The organism is Acidiferrimicrobium sp. IK (assembly GCF_025499425.1).
GTDB lineage: Bacteria > Actinomycetota > Acidimicrobiia > Acidimicrobiales > Palsa-688 > Acidiferrimicrobium.
In genome coordinates this window covers 249,927-264,387 of the sequence record NZ_JAIMCB010000007.1, presented here as the reverse complement: position 1 = coordinate 264,387, position 14,461 = coordinate 249,927, and the positions used below count along the sequence as shown (strand labels likewise).

Genomic DNA, 14,461 nt, shown 5'->3' with positions numbered 1-14,461 from the left:
CACAGCGCCGCCGCGTCGAGCAACTCACGGTTGGATTCGCTCCGTCCTTGCACCCGACAATTCTCGACGGTCTGGGCCCAAATCGCGAGCACCGAAGCGAGAATTGTTCAACAGTGTCCTAGCCCCCCGGGGCCGGCCTGGGTCGCGCCGTCCCGCGTCGGGTGTCCTACCGGGATCGGGGGCGCAGCCGGGCTCGACCCGCGGCGGTGAGCCCGGTCGGGGCGCCCCTCCCGTCGGCGCCGACCAAGCCGGCGTCGATCAGCCGGGCCAGGGCCTCCTGGTACTCCCGCCCCGACACCCGCAAAGTGGCCTCCGCTCGCCCTGCGAAGTCGCGGTCTCCCACGTCCTCGCCTTCTGCGATGGCAGCCAGCAGCGGCAGGTCAGGGAGCGGATCGTGGGCGGTCACCGCCCGAACGTAGTGCCGTCGACGGGAGCCCAGCCGCACCGGCTTCCCCGAGGTGCGCTCAGCGATCGGCGCCGACCTTGGCGAACTCCTCGGTAATGGTCCGGCAGAACGCCGGCAGGTCGTCGGGGTTCCGGCTGCTCACAAGGGTGTTGGGCCCCGAGGTGCAGACCTGGACCTCCTCGTCGACCCAGGTGCCGCCGGCGTTTCGGATGTCGGTCTGCAGGCTCGGCCACGAGGTGAGCGTCCGCCCCTCCACCAAGCCGGCCTCGACGAGGGTCCACGGGCCGTGGCAGATGACGCCGGCCGGCTTGCCCGCCTCGAACATGGCCCGCACGAACCGCAGCGCCGGCCCGTCCATGCGGAGCTGATCGGGGTTGGCTACACCGCCAGGCAGCACCACGGCGTCAAAGTCGGCGGGGTTGGCGCCGCCGGTGATCTCGTCGACTGGGAACGCGTCTGCCTTGTCCAAGTGGTTGAACGCCTGGGTCTTGCCTTCCTTCGGCGCGATCAGCACCGGTGTCGCGCCGGCAGCGCGGACGGCTTCCCATGGCGTGGTCAACTCCACCTGCTCGACGCCTTCGTTGGCGACCACGAACGCCACCTTCTTACCGTTGAGCTCTCCGGCCATCTCGGTTCCTCTTTCCCTGCTTGCTTTCGTTGTCACCATGGGAGCTACCCGAGCGGCGGCCACTGAACCGGCGTCACGCCAACGCTGGCGTCACAACGACGCTGGCGTCACAACAATGCTGGCGTCACAACAATGCTGGCGTCACAACAAGGCGAAGGCGAACGACGGCGGAAGACCGAGATCCAGGACCCGACCGGCCAGCCCGGCGGCCGACACGGACCCGGCCAGGCCGGAGTAGACCGTCCACGTCCCGTCCGCGGTCCACCAGGCGACCCCTACAGGGACACCCTGCACCGAGCGGGTCTCGACCGAGGGAAGGCCCCGGTCGACTCGGGCCTTGGCGGTGTCGATCAGCACCGGGGTCAAGCTGAGCAGCGCGGCACCGGGACTGCTGGGCGCCACCGCGAACACCAGCACCATCGCCCCGTCGGGCGAGAAGGCGCCGCCGGCCGCGAAGCCGTCGGTGCCGACCGGCGGCGGCACCGGCCGGGTGGCGCCGAGCGCCGCGTCGGTGAGGTTCAGCGGACAGGCCCCGTTGGCGGTGCAGTCCGTGGCCGATGTCCATGCCACGGTGGATCCCCAGACCCCGAGCACCGCGCCCAGCTGCCCGAGCGACGGGCCGAGCCCGTCGGGCCCGACGACGGCCAGCTCGTTGCGCTCCGTGCGAACCGCCAGCGACCCATCGGCCATCACCGCGGCCGGACGGGCGCCGGCGGGGAGGACCCGCGGGGCGCCGACGGTGAAGGTGGGGCTACCGGCCGCGGCGCCCACGGTGACCACCTGCACGGTGGTCACGTCACCGGCGATGCGCCCGATACCTACCGAGGACCCGGCGCCGGGAAACACCAAATCGGCTGGGGCGATCTGCTCCACCTCGGTCTGCATCCCGGCGCCGGGGGCGTCCAGGAGGACCGCCCAACCGCCTCGTACCCCGGTTCCCAGCGCGACGGCGTGGTGGGGGCCGGCGGGAACGGGTTGTGAGCCAGCCAGCGCTCCTCGAGCGACGGTCCTGGTCGCGGTGGTGACCGGGGTCCCCGGCGCGACGGAGATCGGCTCCGGGGCGTCGGTGTAGACCACAACCGACGAACGCAAGGACTCGGGCAGCACAGATCCCGTCGCCGGCCCGGGCGGCACCGGGGAGACGCCGTTGCGGCCGGGAGCGCCGGTCGCGTCGGCGGCGGTCCGACCGCCGGTGCCCGACGTGGTGAGCCCGACCACCAGCACGGCTGCGAGCCCGGCGGCCACCCCGGCGGCCAACCGCCAGCGACGCGACGGGGACGCCGGGACCGGGCCTGCCGGCGACGTCGTGCCGTCGCCGGGCAGCGGAGTCGGGTAGCCGTCGGGGAGCGGTTCTGAGACGGCGGGCGGCGCAGGCAGGAGCGGCAGCTGGGACACGTCCGCCCGGCACGACGGACAGCGAGCAGCCCACTCAGAGACGATCATCCCGCAGCTGCAACGCGCCGGCACCGTCGTCGAGCCTAGGAACACCACGCCCCTATTGGGGCGGCCGCTCCGTAGCGTGCGAGCGTGGACACAGCCGACTCGCTCCCGCCGCGGGCCATCGCCCCGGACGCTCCCCCGTGGTCACCCGCCCAACGAGTCCTGGCCGCCGGCGGGTTGCCGCTGCCCGGTGGCGGCGCCACCGCCGAGCGGCTGCGGGCGCTGGCCGCCGCCGGCGCCGAGGACCTCTCCGTCGCCCGCCTGGCCGAGGGCCACGCCGACGCCGTAGCGATCCTCGCCGAAGCCGGCCGGGAGGCCCAGCCCCAGACGGTGTACGGCGTATGGGCGGCCGTTTCGGGGAAGACCGATGTAACAGCAACGAGAGACGGGGAGACGTGGCGTCTGAGCGGGGTCAAGCAGTTCTGCAGCGGGGCGTCGCTCTGCGACCGGGCGCTGGTGCGGGCCCGGGCCGACGATGACGACCTGCTCTTCGACGTCGACTTGCGCCAGGCCGGTGTGGCCGCCCTCGACGGCACGTGGCCGGCGGTCGGCATGGAGGGATCCGACAGCCGCGCCGTCAGCTTCGAGTCGGTGCGGATGGCCGCCGACGGGGTGCTCGGCGGTCCCGGATTCTACGTGGAGCGCCCCGGCTTCTGGCACGGGGGGGTCGGGGTCGCCGCGGTGTGGTTCGGCGGGGCGAGAGGCGTGCTCGACGCCGCGGCGGCATCGCTGGCGCCTACCGCCGGGGACGGCGAGCTGGCCCTGCTCGGCTCGGCGGTCGCGCACGTTGAGGCCATGGACGCCCTGCTCGAGCGGGCCGGCCGGGAGATCGACGAGGATCCTCAGGATCGCCGGGGCGGCGCCCGGAGGCGGGCGCTGGTGACCCGCCACGCCCTGCACGCCGGGGCCGGCGCGGTGCTGGCGGCGGCCGCCGGCGCCGGCGGCGCCCGCCCGGTCAGCTTGGAGCCGGACAACGCGCGAAGAGTCGCCGACTTGTACGTATACCTGGCCCAGCACCACCCGGGCCGCGACGGGGCGGCGCTGGGCCGGTTGAGCGCGGCCCGATCCCCGGGATGACCCTGACCGTCGGCCCGCGGGCGCTCGGCACGCCGGAAGCCGCGTGGCTCGGTTCGGGCCTGCTCGACGGGCTGCCCCGATGGCGGCCGACGCCCAACGGAGGAGCCGATGCTCGCCCAGTCGAGCGGGTGCTGGTGGTGGCCCCCCACCCCGACGACGAGGTCCTCGGGCCGGGCGGCGCCGTGCGGCTCCTCGCGGCGCGCGGCGTGACAGTCGATGTGCTCGCGGTGACCGACGGGGAGGCGGCCCACCCGGCAGCCGACCGGCAGCAGCGCCAGGCGCTGGCCGAGCGCCGGGCCGGCGAGCGGGCCGAGGCCTTCCGGCGCCTCGGCGTCCACCCGGGCCGGCTCGAGCGACTCGGGGTGGGCGACGGAGCGGTGGCGTCGTGCGAGCAGGACCTGACCGATGCGGTGGCGTCACGCTCGGGCCCCGGCACCCTCGTCCTGGCGCCGTGGGACCGAGACGGGCACCCCGACCACGACGCCACGGGCCGCGCCGCGCGCGCCGGGTGCCAGCGCAGCGGCGCCCCGCTGATGGCCTACCTGTGGTGGGCGTGGCACTGGGCTGACCCCTCCGCCGGCGCCATCCCCCTCGAGCGGGCGCTGCGCTGCGACCTGGACCGCCGCTCCCAGGCGGCCAAGCGGTGGGCCACCGCCGCCTACCGCTCCCAGATCCGGCTCGACGCCGAGCATCCCGCTTCGTCCCCGGTGCTGCCCTCGCTGGTCCTTCGCCGCGCGTGGCGCACCTTCGAGGTGTACCTCCCCGAGGTCGTCGGTGACTGAGCCTCGCCGCAAGGAGCGGGTCGACGCGGCGTGGTTCGAGCGCTTGTACGCGAAGGACCCCGACCCGTGGCGGTTCGCGACCAGCGACTACGAGCGACGCAAGTACGAGCTCACCGTGGCGTGCCTGCCCCGGCGCCGCTACCGCGCCGGGTTCGAGCCGGGCTGCTCGATCGGCGAGCTGAGCCGGCTCCTCGCCCCGCTCTGCGACCGGCTGCTAGCCACCGACATCGTCGCGTCGGTCGTCGAGCGGGCCGCGGCAGCGCTTCGCGGGCTCCCAGGGGTCAGGGTGGAGCAGCGCGCGATACCCGAAGGATGGCCGGAGGGCACCTTCGACCTGGTCGTGCTGAGCGAGGTCGGCTACTACCTGACCGGCGGGGAGCTCGACGAGGTGATCGCCGCCGCGAACCGGTCCCTGGAGCCCGGCGGACACCTCCTCGCGGTTCACTGGACCGGCGTCACCGACTACCCCCTCGACGGATCCGACGTCCACGCCCGGATCGGGAGATCCGAGTCGCTGCGCCTGGCGGTCCGCCACGACGAGGCGGAGTTCGAGTTGCGGTGCTGGGAACGCCGGTGAATCGTCCCCGCCGGCCAGTGGCCGCGCCGCTGCGGGCCGGGGTAGGGGTGGTGGTCCCGGCCCGGGACGAAGAGGAGCGCCTGGCGTCCTGCCTGGAGGGGCTGGCCCGGGCCGCATCAGCCCTCGAGTCGGCCGGGCGGGTGACGGTGCTGGTAGTGCTCGACTCCTGCCAGGACCGGACCGAGGCGGTCGCCCGCAGCACGCAGCGGGCGTGGGCACGGCGGCGGCGGGGTCCGGCCCTGCGGCTGACAGCGACCGCGGCCGGCAACGTCGGGGCGGCGCGGGCCCACGGCGTCGCCCGCCTCGGGGCCGGGTGGGAATGGATGGCCACCACCGACGCCGACTCAGTCGTTCCCGACCACTGGCTGGCCCACCAGCTCGCAGTCAGGGACACCGGGGCCGACGCCTGGGTCGGGACCGTCACGATGACCGGCCTCTACCACCCGTGCGCCGCCGCGTGGGACCTGCGGGGCGTGTCCCACCACCCGCATGTGCACGGCGCCAACATGGGCTGGAGGCCGGAGGCCTACGACGCCTGCGGCGGGTTCACGGCCCTGACCAGCGGCGAGGACGTCGACCTGGCCCGCCGCCTCGCGGCCGGCGGGTGGCGGGTCGTGCGCGGCCTGGGCGCCCCGGTGGCGACGAGCGGGCGCGTCGCCGGCCGGGCGCCGGACGGGTTCGCGGCCGACCGGGCCGCCGGGCTTCCGCCGCCCGCGGACTTCCTGCTCCCGAACCGGCCGGCCCGACCGCTCGCCAACCAGGCCTAGCTGCCGGCGAGCTGCTCGAGGGTCACCGTCACCGTCCGCTGGGCCCCGCTCTGGTCGGTGAGCGCGACCTTGACCGCCTGTCCGGGGGACAGGGAGGCCAGCACCGCGGTCAGGTCGCTGGTGTTGGTGACCGTCGTGCCGTTCACTGCGGTGATGAGGTCGCCGGCCTTGATGCCCGCCTTGGCTGCTGCTCCGCCGGGAGTCACGGCGTAGACGACCACGCCCACGGGCTGGCCCGACGTCGAGATCCCGTCGGTGACCTGGACGCCGAGCGCGGCGCGTCCGCTGTTGGTGACCTTGCCGGTGGCGATGAGCTGCGGAGCGATCAACTGGACGATCGACGACGGGACCGCGTAGCCGATGCCCGCCGCTGTCCCACCGTCTTGCTGGTTGGCGGCCGCCAGCGTCGGGATCCCCACCACCTGCCCCTCGATGTTGACCAGTGCCCCGCCGCTGTTGCCGGGGTTGATGGCGGCGCTGGTCTGGATCGTGGACGGCAGGGTGACCGTGGCGCTCTCCTGGACGGTCCGGCCGTTGAAGCTGACGATGCCCTCGGTGACCGAGGACGTCTGCCCCAGCGGGTTCCCGATGGCGAGGGTGATGTCACCGACCTGAAGGGCCTTGGAGTCGCCGAAGGTGGCCGGTGAGAGCTGCTTGGCTCCCCGGACCTTGATCACCGCCAGGTCGTCGGCCGGGTAGGACCCGACCAGCGTCGCGCTGGTCGTCTGACCGTTGAAGAAGGTCACCTGGAAGGTGGTGACGCCGGTCCCGACGACGTGGGCGTTGGTCACGATGTCGCCCTTGTCGTCGTAGATGACACCCGAGCCGAGATCCCCGGCGGGGCTGACGATCTGCACCACCTCGGGGCGGACCTTGGCCGCTACCTCCCGGAACGCCTGCTGCAGCGCCATCGCCGACGCGAGGGCACTTCCGGGGGGCACGGTCGTGGTGGGGCCGGGCGCGGTCGTGGTGGCCGGCGCCCCGCTCCCGGAGGTCGTCGCCGGGGCCGCCGTGCCGCTCGACCCTCCGCACGCCGTCGCGATCAGGCCGGTCGCGCTGGCAACGGCGAGGAGCCGGGCGCCGCGGCGGCGGGTGGTGGTGCGGGAATCTTGGGACACAGGGACCTCCTGCAGTGCGGTGAGAACCACCGGTCTCTACCCCACCGCGGCCCGCGGGGACTTCAGTAGGCCTCGGTGTGCTCGAAGTACCGGCGGGGGTTGGCGACCATCATCGTCGTGATCTGCTCGTCGGACACACCGCGCTCGCGGAGGGCGGGAAGGACGTCGCGGCTGATGTGCTCGTAGTGCCAGTTGGGCGCCATCTCGGCTGGTGCGCCGAGCGGGAACCAGTCGATGTAGCACGACGCGTCGTGGGCCAGGACCAGGCGCTCGGCGTAGCCGGCGGCGCAGAGCGCGGCGACGGTGGCGACGCGCTCCTCGAAGGGAAGCAGCAGGTCCAAACCGAAGCGGTCCATCCCGAGCAGGGACCCGGCGTCGGCCAGCCGCTTCAGGTAGTCGAGGTCGGTGCTGTCGCCGGAGTGACCGATCACCACCCGTTCCAGATCGACGCCTTCGCTGGAGAGCACCTCTTGCACCACGAGGCCGCTCTGGCTGTGGGCGTCGGTGTGGACGGTGATAGGGGCTCCGGTGAGACGGTGGGCCCGGGCCACCGCGCGCATGGTCCGCTCCACTCCCGGCACCAGGCCGGGCCGGTCGATGGCGCACTTGAGGAACGCGGCCTTGACGCCGGTGCCCGCGATGCCGACGGTGATGTCCCTCACGAACATCTCGATCATCGGGTCGTCGCCGCCGCCGACGGTGCCGGGCCCGACGAAGTCGAACTGATGAGGAAGGGTGTCGTAGGTGTAGAGCCCCGTCGCGGCGACGATGTTCAAGTCGAGCTGCTCTGCGACCCGCAGCAACCGGGGGATGTAGCGGCCGAGGCCCACCACCGTCGGGTCCACGATGGAGTCCACCCCGAGCGCCTTGAGTCGGCGGAGCCGCTCGACGGCGTCCTCGACGCCCAGCTGCTCGTCCCAGCCGCTCGGATAGTTCTGCAGCAGGTCGGGTGTCAGCACGAACACGTGCTCGTGCATCAAGGTGGTACCGAGGGCGGCGGTGTCGATCTCCCCCCGCAACGTCTGGACCGTGCGCATGTCGTGTCTCCCCCTACGAGTGGCCGGGCCTGCGGAGGCTACCCCTCGGCGACGTCCGCCTCCTCGGGGGGCAGGAACATCCCCGTGCCCTCGACGGCTCGCTCAGCCACCGCCGCCTCGAGCAGCCCGCGCAGCACCGGGAGCGCGGAGCTGCGGTCCTCGGACCGCCACGCCATGTGCAGTGGCAACCGGGCCGGGCGGGCCAACGGTCGGACTTCCACGCCGCCCGGCTCGTAGTGACGGGTCGAGAAGACCGGTGTCACCGCGACCCCGAGCCCGGCGCCGACGAGGAGCAGCACCGACGCGTCGGTCGTGGCCTCCTCGACCACGTTGGCCTGGACCCGGGCGGCCGCGAAGATGCCCATGATCACGTCGAACGCGCCCGGCGACGCGCTGCGGGGCGGGACCACGAGCGCCTCGCCGGCCAGGTCCTGCACCGCGACGCGGGCCTGCTCGCAGAGCCCGTGGCCGGCCGGGAGAGCCACCACCAGTTCCTCCTCGCAGAGCGCCTGGTGCTCAAGACCGTCGCCGTGGACCGGCGGGCGGACCAGGGCAACGTCCACCGAGCGGGCGATGACGCCGTCGAGCAGCTCCGCGGTGGGCGCCTCGACCACCACCAGGCGCATGTCCGGGTATTTCTCCCTGAGTCGCGGCAACGTGGCCTGCAGCAGGGCCAGCCCCACCGCGTCGCCGTGGCCGATCCGCAGCCGGGCCTGTTCGCCTCGGGCGATGCGGCCGGCGTCGATGACCGCGAACCGCAGCCGGTGGAGGACCGCTCTGGTCTCGGCCAAGAACACCTCCCCTGCCGGGGTCAGGCTCACCTGGCGGCGATTGCGTTCGAAGAGACGAAACCCGAGATCCCGCTCGAGGTCGCCGATCTGACGGCTCAACGTCGACGCGCTGACGCCGGTGAGCGACGCCGCCCTCCGGAAATGGAGGTGGTCGGCGAGCACGACGAAGTTCTCGAGCTGGGCCAATTCCATACGCCCTATCCGTTCCCATTCTGAGACGGATCCAACAACGGCCGGTCGTAGCGCGCGCTGGCCCGGCCTTGGCCCTACGCTGACGACCTACGAAAACGGACAACAGGACCCTATGACGACCGTCACATCCAACGGCGTGGAGATTCCCTTCGACGCCGACCACTTCGCCCCGCTTCGCGACAGCACCGCTCTCATCGCCGATCCTGCCGCCCTCCGCGATCGCTACGAGACCGACGGTTACGTGCTGGTGCGCAACCTGCTCGACCCGCAGCGGCTCCGGGACCTGCGCGCCGCCTACTTCGAGCAGTTCGACCCCTGCTACCTGAAGCCCGGAACCCGCGCCGCGGACGGCATCTTTTCGGGCCGCCGGCCGCCCGGCCTCAACCCCCACGGGACCGCTGGCCACCCGGCCCACGACTTCGTCCGGTCCCAGCCGTTTCTGGACTTCTGCGCGAAGCCAGAGCTGGCGGCGCTGGCGACGACGATCCTCGGGGCTCCTGTCGAGCAGTTGCCTCGCCGCATCCTCCGCCATTTTGACAACTCGTCTCCGCGAGCGTCGAGAGCCCACGTCGATTACGCCTATCTCGACGCCGGGTCAGACAGGCTGCTCACCGCGTGGGTTCCGATCGGCGACTGCCCGCTGACCACCGGCGCCCTGGTCTATCTGGAGGGGTCGCACCTGCTTGCCCCGGCCGACATGGACCGGGTGCGGTCCCGCACCGACCGGGCCGACGACCGCCGGCCGCTCAGCCACGACCTGGCCTGGGTAGCCGAGCAGCTCGGCCGGCGGTGGCTGTACGCCGACTTCGCAGCGGGCGATGTGATCGTCCACTCCCCCCACACCGTCCATGCGTCCCTCGACACCACCACCGAGTCGATGCGCCTGAGCGCCGACCTGCGCTACATCGCCGCCGGCGAGCCCCAAGACGCCCGCTGGCAGGAGGCGTGGGCCGGCGACGACGGGAAGTAGCCGGTCCCAGCGCAACGAAAGCCCGGCCGCCCCAACGGGACGACCGGGCTTGGTTGGGCCGGACCTGCTCGTGCCGCCCGGCGCTGCGACCGGGACGCGGCCGCTCAGGCCTGAGCCAGGACCGCCTCGATCTCCAGGGTGATCTTGATCTTCTCGCCGACGACCACGCCGCCGCCGTCGAGGGGCATGCTGATGTCGATGCCGAAGTCGTTGCGGTTGATCTCGGTGGTCGCGGTGAACCCGGCGCGGGTGCCGCCCCACGGGTCGCCGCTTACGCCGTTGAACTCCAAGTCCAGAGTGACCGGACGGGTCGTGCCCTTGATGGTGAGGTCGCCGGTGACCGCGTAGTCACTCCCCTTGGGCGTGACCGAGGTCGACTTGAAGGTGATCTTCGGGTGCTTGTCGGCCTCGAAGAAGTCGGGTGAGCGCAGGTGGTTGTCCCGGTTCTCCTCACGGGTGTTGATGCTTGTCACGTCGATCTCGGCGGTGACCGAAGAGGCGAGAGGGTCCTCGGCGACGGTGATCGTGCCCTCGAAGGTGTCGAAGGTGCCCTTCACCTTGCTGACCATCAGGTGACGGACGGAGAAGCTGACCTCGGAGTGGGCCGGGTCGATGGTCCAGGTGCCGGCGGTCAAGCCGGGGACGGTTGTAGTGCTCATGGAGTTCCTCCTGCGGGGATCGTTTGACGTGTCAACAATACACCATCTGGTTGACGTGTCAAGTAGTAGGATGGGGACATGTCCGATACCCGGTGGCTCGATGACGAGGAAGCCCTGGCCTGGCGAAACTGGCTGGTCCTCTCGGCCCGGGTGCGGGCGGCGGTCGGCAGGGACCTGGCCCGGGACCACGCCATGTCCGAGCCGGAGTACGCGGTGCTGGTCAACCTCTCCGAGGCGCCCGAACATCGTCTGCGCATGTCCGAGCTGGCGGCCAGGCTGGACTGGTCACGCAGCCGCCTGTCCCACCTGCTCGGCCGGATGGAGACGAGGGGGCTCGTGACCCGGGTGGACTGCCCTGAGGACGGGCGCAGCTCCTTCGCTGCCCTGACCGATCTCGGGCTCGAGGAGATCAGGCTGGCGGCGCCGAGCCACGTCGCCAGCGTCCGACGCCACTTCGTCGACCTGCTGCCCAGAGACGAGCTGGTGCGGCTTGGGTCTCTGGCCACCGCGATGCTCGAGCGGCTGGAGGCGGCCGCCGGCCCGTGCCCTGGTACGGCTGCGGGCCCGTGCCCTGGTACGGCGGTCGCCTGCGGCGAGGACAGCGAGCAGGCTCACCACACCCTGGCAAAGGGGTGCCCCGAAGGCGTGGCGCCTGAGTAGCGTGGCCGCCGGATGGAGGCCGACGCCGGCAGCGACGAGCCCATCGGGGCGCCCGGAGAGCTCAACGAGCGGCTGCTCGACGCGGTGGGCGGCGCCGGGCCCCAGCTGCGGGCGGTGGCCACCACCCTCCTGATCAAGGCCCTCGACGTCCCCGGCGAGGAGATCACCCTGATCGAGGCGATGGTGGCCTCCGACGACGCGGCGGCGATGATCGACCCCGCGGCCGCAGCCGAGGCGGCCGTCGAGCTTCACGGCCGGCTTCTTGCCCGGCTTGGCCAGCTCGGACGCGAGCACGGGGAGGCCGCCGTCGTGCGCTCCATGCGGGGCTACGTGACCGGCCAGGTGGAGCGATGGGCGACGCGAGCGGTCGACGACGCCGACAACCGACGGCGCGCCGAGCGGTTCCTGGCGTGGGCGGAGAGACCCGAGCAGCTCGAGGCCGCCCAGCGGCGAGGCCTGTTCGCGGGGATGGACCCCGACGAGCTGCGGCGACTGGCCGCCACCAGAGCCGAGGAGCCGGTCACCCCGGAGACCGCGGTAGCGGTGTGGTCGGAGGTCCACGGATGGTTGGCGCGGGTTGAAGGGCGCCTCGGGGATCGGGTCATCGCCGCCTGGGAGCGGGCCGGCGGCTGACATCGGGGTCCCGGCGTCTCGGCGCGACCGGCGGGGTGAGGTGGACCGGACCGGTCTGGGCAGGCAAGCTGGAGGGTCATGCGCCACGCCCTGCTCCCCCCCCGGCGGCGGCCTGGATGACCGGCTTCGACCGGTACCTGCACGACAACCTGCTGCCGACCCTCCCGCTGGCTTTCGGGGTGATCCTCGCCGGGCGGCTGGTCCGGTGGGTGTCGGCGCGGTATCGCACGGCCCTCGACGACGAAGTCCGCGCCTCCATAGAGGCCGGCGGGGTGCCGTCGGAGCGCTCCAAGCGGGCTCGGGCGCTGGCCCAGACCGGCGAGTGGCTCTCGGTCTCGCTGCTCTACGTCGTCTTCGGTGTCATCGCGGTCAGGCAGCTCGGCGTGCCGCTGCCGACCCTCGTCGCCCCGGCCACGGTCATCGGCGTCGCGCTGGGCTTCGGTGCGCAGCAGATCGTCGGGGACCTCCTGGCCGGGTTCTTCCTGTTCACCGAGCACCAGTTCGGTGTCGGCGACTTAGTGCGGCTATCGATGCCAGGACAGACAACGGGTGTCAGCGGGACCGTCGAGGAGCTGACGCTGCGGGTCACCAAGCTGCGTTCCCAGCAGGGAGAGCTGATCGTCGTCCCCAACAGCGCCCTGCGGCAGGTCACCAACCTCTCGAAGGACTGGTCGCGGGTGGTGCTCGACTTGCCGATCCCGGTCGACGAGGACCTCGAGAAGGTCCTGGCCCTGGTACGCGACCTGGCCGAGGCGATGGCCGCCGAGCCGGCCTGGCACGACCTGATCATCGGCGACCCGGTGATGGCAGGCGTGGAGACCATCGAGGTCGGCTACGTCAACCTCCGCCTGCTGGTGCGGACCCTGCCGGGACGCCAGTTCGAAGTGGGGCGGGAGCTGCGCCTGCGGGTCGCGTTGGCGTTGCGGGACGCGGATGTGCGAACCCCCAACATCAACCTCGGCTCGGGGACCTCGTCGTGAGCGGCAGCTTCGGCCTGAGCCGCGGTTCGGCGCTCGCGTGGCTGCGACGCGACGTTCACCCCCGGCTGCGGGTGCGGCGATCCACCGCGCTGATCTTCGTGCTGTTCGCCGGGTCGCTGGCGCTGACGTCGGCGTTCCCGCCCTACAACCTGAAACCGGCGGGCAGCTACTCGGTCGTGGTCCCCTCCCCCACTACGACGCTCCCCACCCGGACCACCACGACCAGCCGCCCGCCGGCCACTTCGACGACCGTCGCGCCCACGACGGTGCCAAAGACCACCACGACGAGAGGCGCCTCGACCACCACCATCGGGCACGCCACCACCACGACAACCACCGTCGCCCCGACCACGTCGACCACCGCGTCCTCGTCGACCACCACTGTCCCCGGCGTCACGTCGGGGTCTACCACCACGACGTCGGCGATCCCCTAGCCGAGGCCATCCCGCCGGGCGCGCTAGTCGCTCGCGCCCTCCGGCCGGGGGGCGGTCCCACCGGCGGCCTGCGGCTGGGGGCGGCCATCTGGCTGCTGCTGGAGTCCGGCGCTTGGCTGCCGCTGGAGTCCGGCGTCTGAGCCGTCCCGGCCAGGAGCCACCCCGAATCGGGCGTCGAGGCCACTAAGCACCAACGCGGCCGCGCCGAGCGCCGCGCCGAGGAGGCACACCCCGGCCCAGCCGTCGCTCTCGTAGAGGGCAGCTGCCAACGCCGAGCCGATGGCACCGCCGGCGAAGTAGCAGACCATGTACGAGGCGTTGACCCGGCTGCGGGAGTCAGGCGCCAGGCGGTAAATCAGCGACTGGTTGGTGACCTGCATGCCCTGCACCCCGACGTCAAGGAGGAAGATGCCGGCGATCAGCCAGGCGAGGTTGTGACGCCCCAGCCACATAGGCACGAAGGAGACCAGCACCAGACCGGCGAACACCGCGGTGGTTTGCCGAGTCAGGTTCCGGTCGGCGAGTCGCCCGGCGAAATTCGCGCATAGCGCCCCGCCGGCGCCGACCAGGCCGAACAACCCGATGACCGTGTCGTTGTAGTGGTACGGGGCTCCGGCGAGCAGGAACGCGGAGGTGGTCCAAAACACGCTGAACGCGGCGAAGCCCAGGCCGCCGAAGACCGCTCTGCGGCGCAGCAACGGCTCGGACAGAAACAGCCGCACCGTCGAGCTCAAAAGCGACCGGTACCCGATAGACGGGCGGACCTCTTCGGGCGGAAGGACCCGGGCCAGCACTGCGGAAAGGAGCACTAGGAGCACCGCGCCAACCACGTACACGGTGCGCCACGAGGTGACGCCGGCCACCAGGCCCGACACGGTCCGGGCGAGGAGAATGCCGAGCAGCAGCCCGCTCATGACGGTGCCGACCACCCGTCCCCGTGACTCGTCGGTCGCCAGGCTGGCGGCTAAGGGCACCAGCACCTGGGCCATGACCGTGCCGAGCCCCACGATCAGCGCCAGGGCGATCAACACCGCGATGCTCGGCGCCACCGCGGAGGCGACCATGGCCATCGCGGTCAGCAGGAGGACGATGGGCACCAGCCGGCGCCGGGACACGATGTCGCCGGCAGGAACCAGCAGGCCGAGGCCGACGGCGTAGCCGATCTGCGACAGGGTCACGATCAGCCCGGCGGTCCCCGACGAGGCGTGGAAGGCCCCTGCGATGGTGTGCAGGATCGGCTGGGGGTAGTAGAGGCTGGCCACCGACACCCCGCACGCGGCCGCGAGGATCAGTGAGCTTCCCCTCGGATC

General features: G+C 72.3%; 17 protein-coding genes. 9 read left to right on the top strand and 8 right to left on the bottom strand.

Annotated elements, in window-relative coordinates:
* Window positions 1-166: 166 nt before the first annotated feature.
* From K6U06_RS13885 to K6U06_RS13875, 3 genes are all read right to left on the bottom strand, one after another.
* Complete coding sequence (locus tag K6U06_RS13885) at window positions 167-406, bottom strand: hypothetical protein (protein WP_262322541.1); 240 nt, start codon at window positions 404-406, stop codon at window positions 167-169.
* Window positions 407-464: 58 nt separating this feature from the next.
* Entirely contained in the window at window positions 465-1,034 is a 570-nt protein-coding gene (locus tag K6U06_RS13880; protein WP_262322540.1) for a type 1 glutamine amidotransferase domain-containing protein, read from the bottom strand.
* A gap of 141 nt (window positions 1,035-1,175) precedes the next feature.
* Window positions 1,176-2,477 carry a hypothetical protein gene (locus tag K6U06_RS13875; protein WP_262322539.1) on the bottom strand — a complete coding sequence of 434 codons (1,302 nt, stop codon included), beginning with the start codon at window positions 2,475-2,477 and terminating at the stop codon, window positions 1,176-1,178.
* Between the two features lie 84 nt (window positions 2,478-2,561).
* On the opposite strand from K6U06_RS13875, the gene K6U06_RS13870 reads away from it, so the two are divergent.
* Genes K6U06_RS13870 through K6U06_RS13855 form a run of 4 tightly spaced genes read left to right on the top strand, consistent with a single transcriptional unit; the run spans window position 2,562 to window position 5,677 of the window.
* The gene (locus tag K6U06_RS13870) at window positions 2,562-3,551 is read left to right on the top strand and encodes an acyl-CoA dehydrogenase family protein (protein WP_262322538.1); all 990 of its coding nucleotides are present in this window, start codon (window positions 2,562-2,564) and stop codon (window positions 3,549-3,551) included.
* Window positions 3,548-4,333: a PIG-L deacetylase family protein gene (locus K6U06_RS13865; protein ID WP_262322537.1), complete on the top strand. Its 786-nt coding sequence runs from the start codon at window positions 3,548-3,550 to the stop codon at window positions 4,331-4,333. The genes K6U06_RS13870 and K6U06_RS13865 overlap by 4 nt, the downstream gene beginning before the upstream one ends.
* Window positions 4,326-4,910, top strand: a complete 585-nt coding sequence (locus K6U06_RS13860; protein ID WP_262322536.1) for a class I SAM-dependent DNA methyltransferase — start codon at window positions 4,326-4,328, stop codon at window positions 4,908-4,910. The genes K6U06_RS13865 and K6U06_RS13860 overlap by 8 nt, the downstream gene beginning before the upstream one ends.
* Window positions 4,907-5,677, top strand: coding sequence for a glycosyltransferase (locus tag K6U06_RS13855; RefSeq protein ID WP_262322535.1), 771 nt, complete (start codon window positions 4,907-4,909; stop codon window positions 5,675-5,677). Before K6U06_RS13860 ends, K6U06_RS13855 begins: the two co-directional genes overlap by 4 nt.
* Here K6U06_RS13855 and K6U06_RS13850 read toward each other — a convergent pair.
* The 3 genes from K6U06_RS13850 to K6U06_RS13840 all read right to left on the bottom strand — a co-directional run bounded on the left by K6U06_RS13850 (window position 5,674) and on the right by K6U06_RS13840 (window position 8,815).
* A complete protein-coding gene (locus tag K6U06_RS13850; RefSeq protein WP_262322534.1) occupies window positions 5,674-6,795 on the bottom strand; it encodes a S1C family serine protease in 1,122 nt (373 codons plus the stop codon). The two genes, K6U06_RS13855 and K6U06_RS13850, sit on opposite strands and share 4 nt — an antisense overlap.
* A 62-nt stretch (window positions 6,796-6,857) precedes the next feature.
* Window positions 6,858-7,832, bottom strand: a complete 975-nt coding sequence (locus K6U06_RS13845; protein ID WP_262322533.1) for a phosphotriesterase — start codon at window positions 7,830-7,832, stop codon at window positions 6,858-6,860.
* Between the two features lie 38 nt (window positions 7,833-7,870).
* On the bottom strand, window positions 7,871-8,815 hold the full coding sequence (locus tag K6U06_RS13840; RefSeq protein ID WP_262322532.1) for a LysR substrate-binding domain-containing protein: 945 nt from the start codon (window positions 8,813-8,815) through the stop codon (window positions 7,871-7,873).
* Between the two features lie 112 nt (window positions 8,816-8,927).
* On the opposite strand from K6U06_RS13840, the gene K6U06_RS13835 reads away from it, so the two are divergent.
* Window positions 8,928-9,785: a phytanoyl-CoA dioxygenase family protein gene (locus tag K6U06_RS13835; RefSeq protein ID WP_262322531.1), complete on the top strand. Its 858-nt coding sequence runs from the start codon at window positions 8,928-8,930 to the stop codon at window positions 9,783-9,785.
* Window positions 9,786-9,889: 104 nt separating this feature from the next.
* On the opposite strand, the gene K6U06_RS13830 is transcribed toward K6U06_RS13835, so the two are convergent.
* Window positions 9,890-10,444, bottom strand: a complete 555-nt coding sequence (locus K6U06_RS13830) for a YceI family protein (protein ID WP_262322530.1) — start codon at window positions 10,442-10,444, stop codon at window positions 9,890-9,892.
* 78 nt (window positions 10,445-10,522) lie between these two features.
* Between K6U06_RS13830 and K6U06_RS13825 the strand changes: the two genes are divergently transcribed.
* The 4 genes from K6U06_RS13825 to K6U06_RS13810 all read left to right on the top strand — a co-directional run bounded on the left by K6U06_RS13825 (window position 10,523) and on the right by K6U06_RS13810 (window position 13,151).
* A complete protein-coding gene (locus K6U06_RS13825; protein ID WP_262322529.1) occupies window positions 10,523-11,104 on the top strand; it encodes a MarR family winged helix-turn-helix transcriptional regulator in 582 nt (193 codons plus the stop codon).
* 12 nt (window positions 11,105-11,116) lie between these two features.
* Complete coding sequence (locus K6U06_RS13820; RefSeq protein WP_262322528.1) at window positions 11,117-11,737, top strand: hypothetical protein; 621 nt, start codon at window positions 11,117-11,119, stop codon at window positions 11,735-11,737.
* Window positions 11,738-11,853: 116 nt separating this feature from the next.
* Window positions 11,854-12,717, top strand: a complete 864-nt coding sequence (locus K6U06_RS13815; protein WP_262322527.1) for a mechanosensitive ion channel family protein — start codon at window positions 11,854-11,856, stop codon at window positions 12,715-12,717.
* Window positions 12,714-13,151 (top strand): hypothetical protein, encoded by a 438-nt coding sequence (locus K6U06_RS13810; RefSeq protein ID WP_262322526.1) that lies wholly within the window; start codon window positions 12,714-12,716, stop codon window positions 13,149-13,151. The genes K6U06_RS13815 and K6U06_RS13810 overlap by 4 nt, the downstream gene beginning before the upstream one ends.
* 23 nt (window positions 13,152-13,174) lie before the next feature.
* On the opposite strand, the gene K6U06_RS13805 is transcribed toward K6U06_RS13810, so the two are convergent.
* A complete protein-coding gene (locus K6U06_RS13805) occupies window positions 13,175-14,413 on the bottom strand; it encodes an MFS transporter (protein ID WP_262322525.1) in 1,239 nt (412 codons plus the stop codon).
* Window positions 14,414-14,461 lie beyond the last annotated feature (48 nt).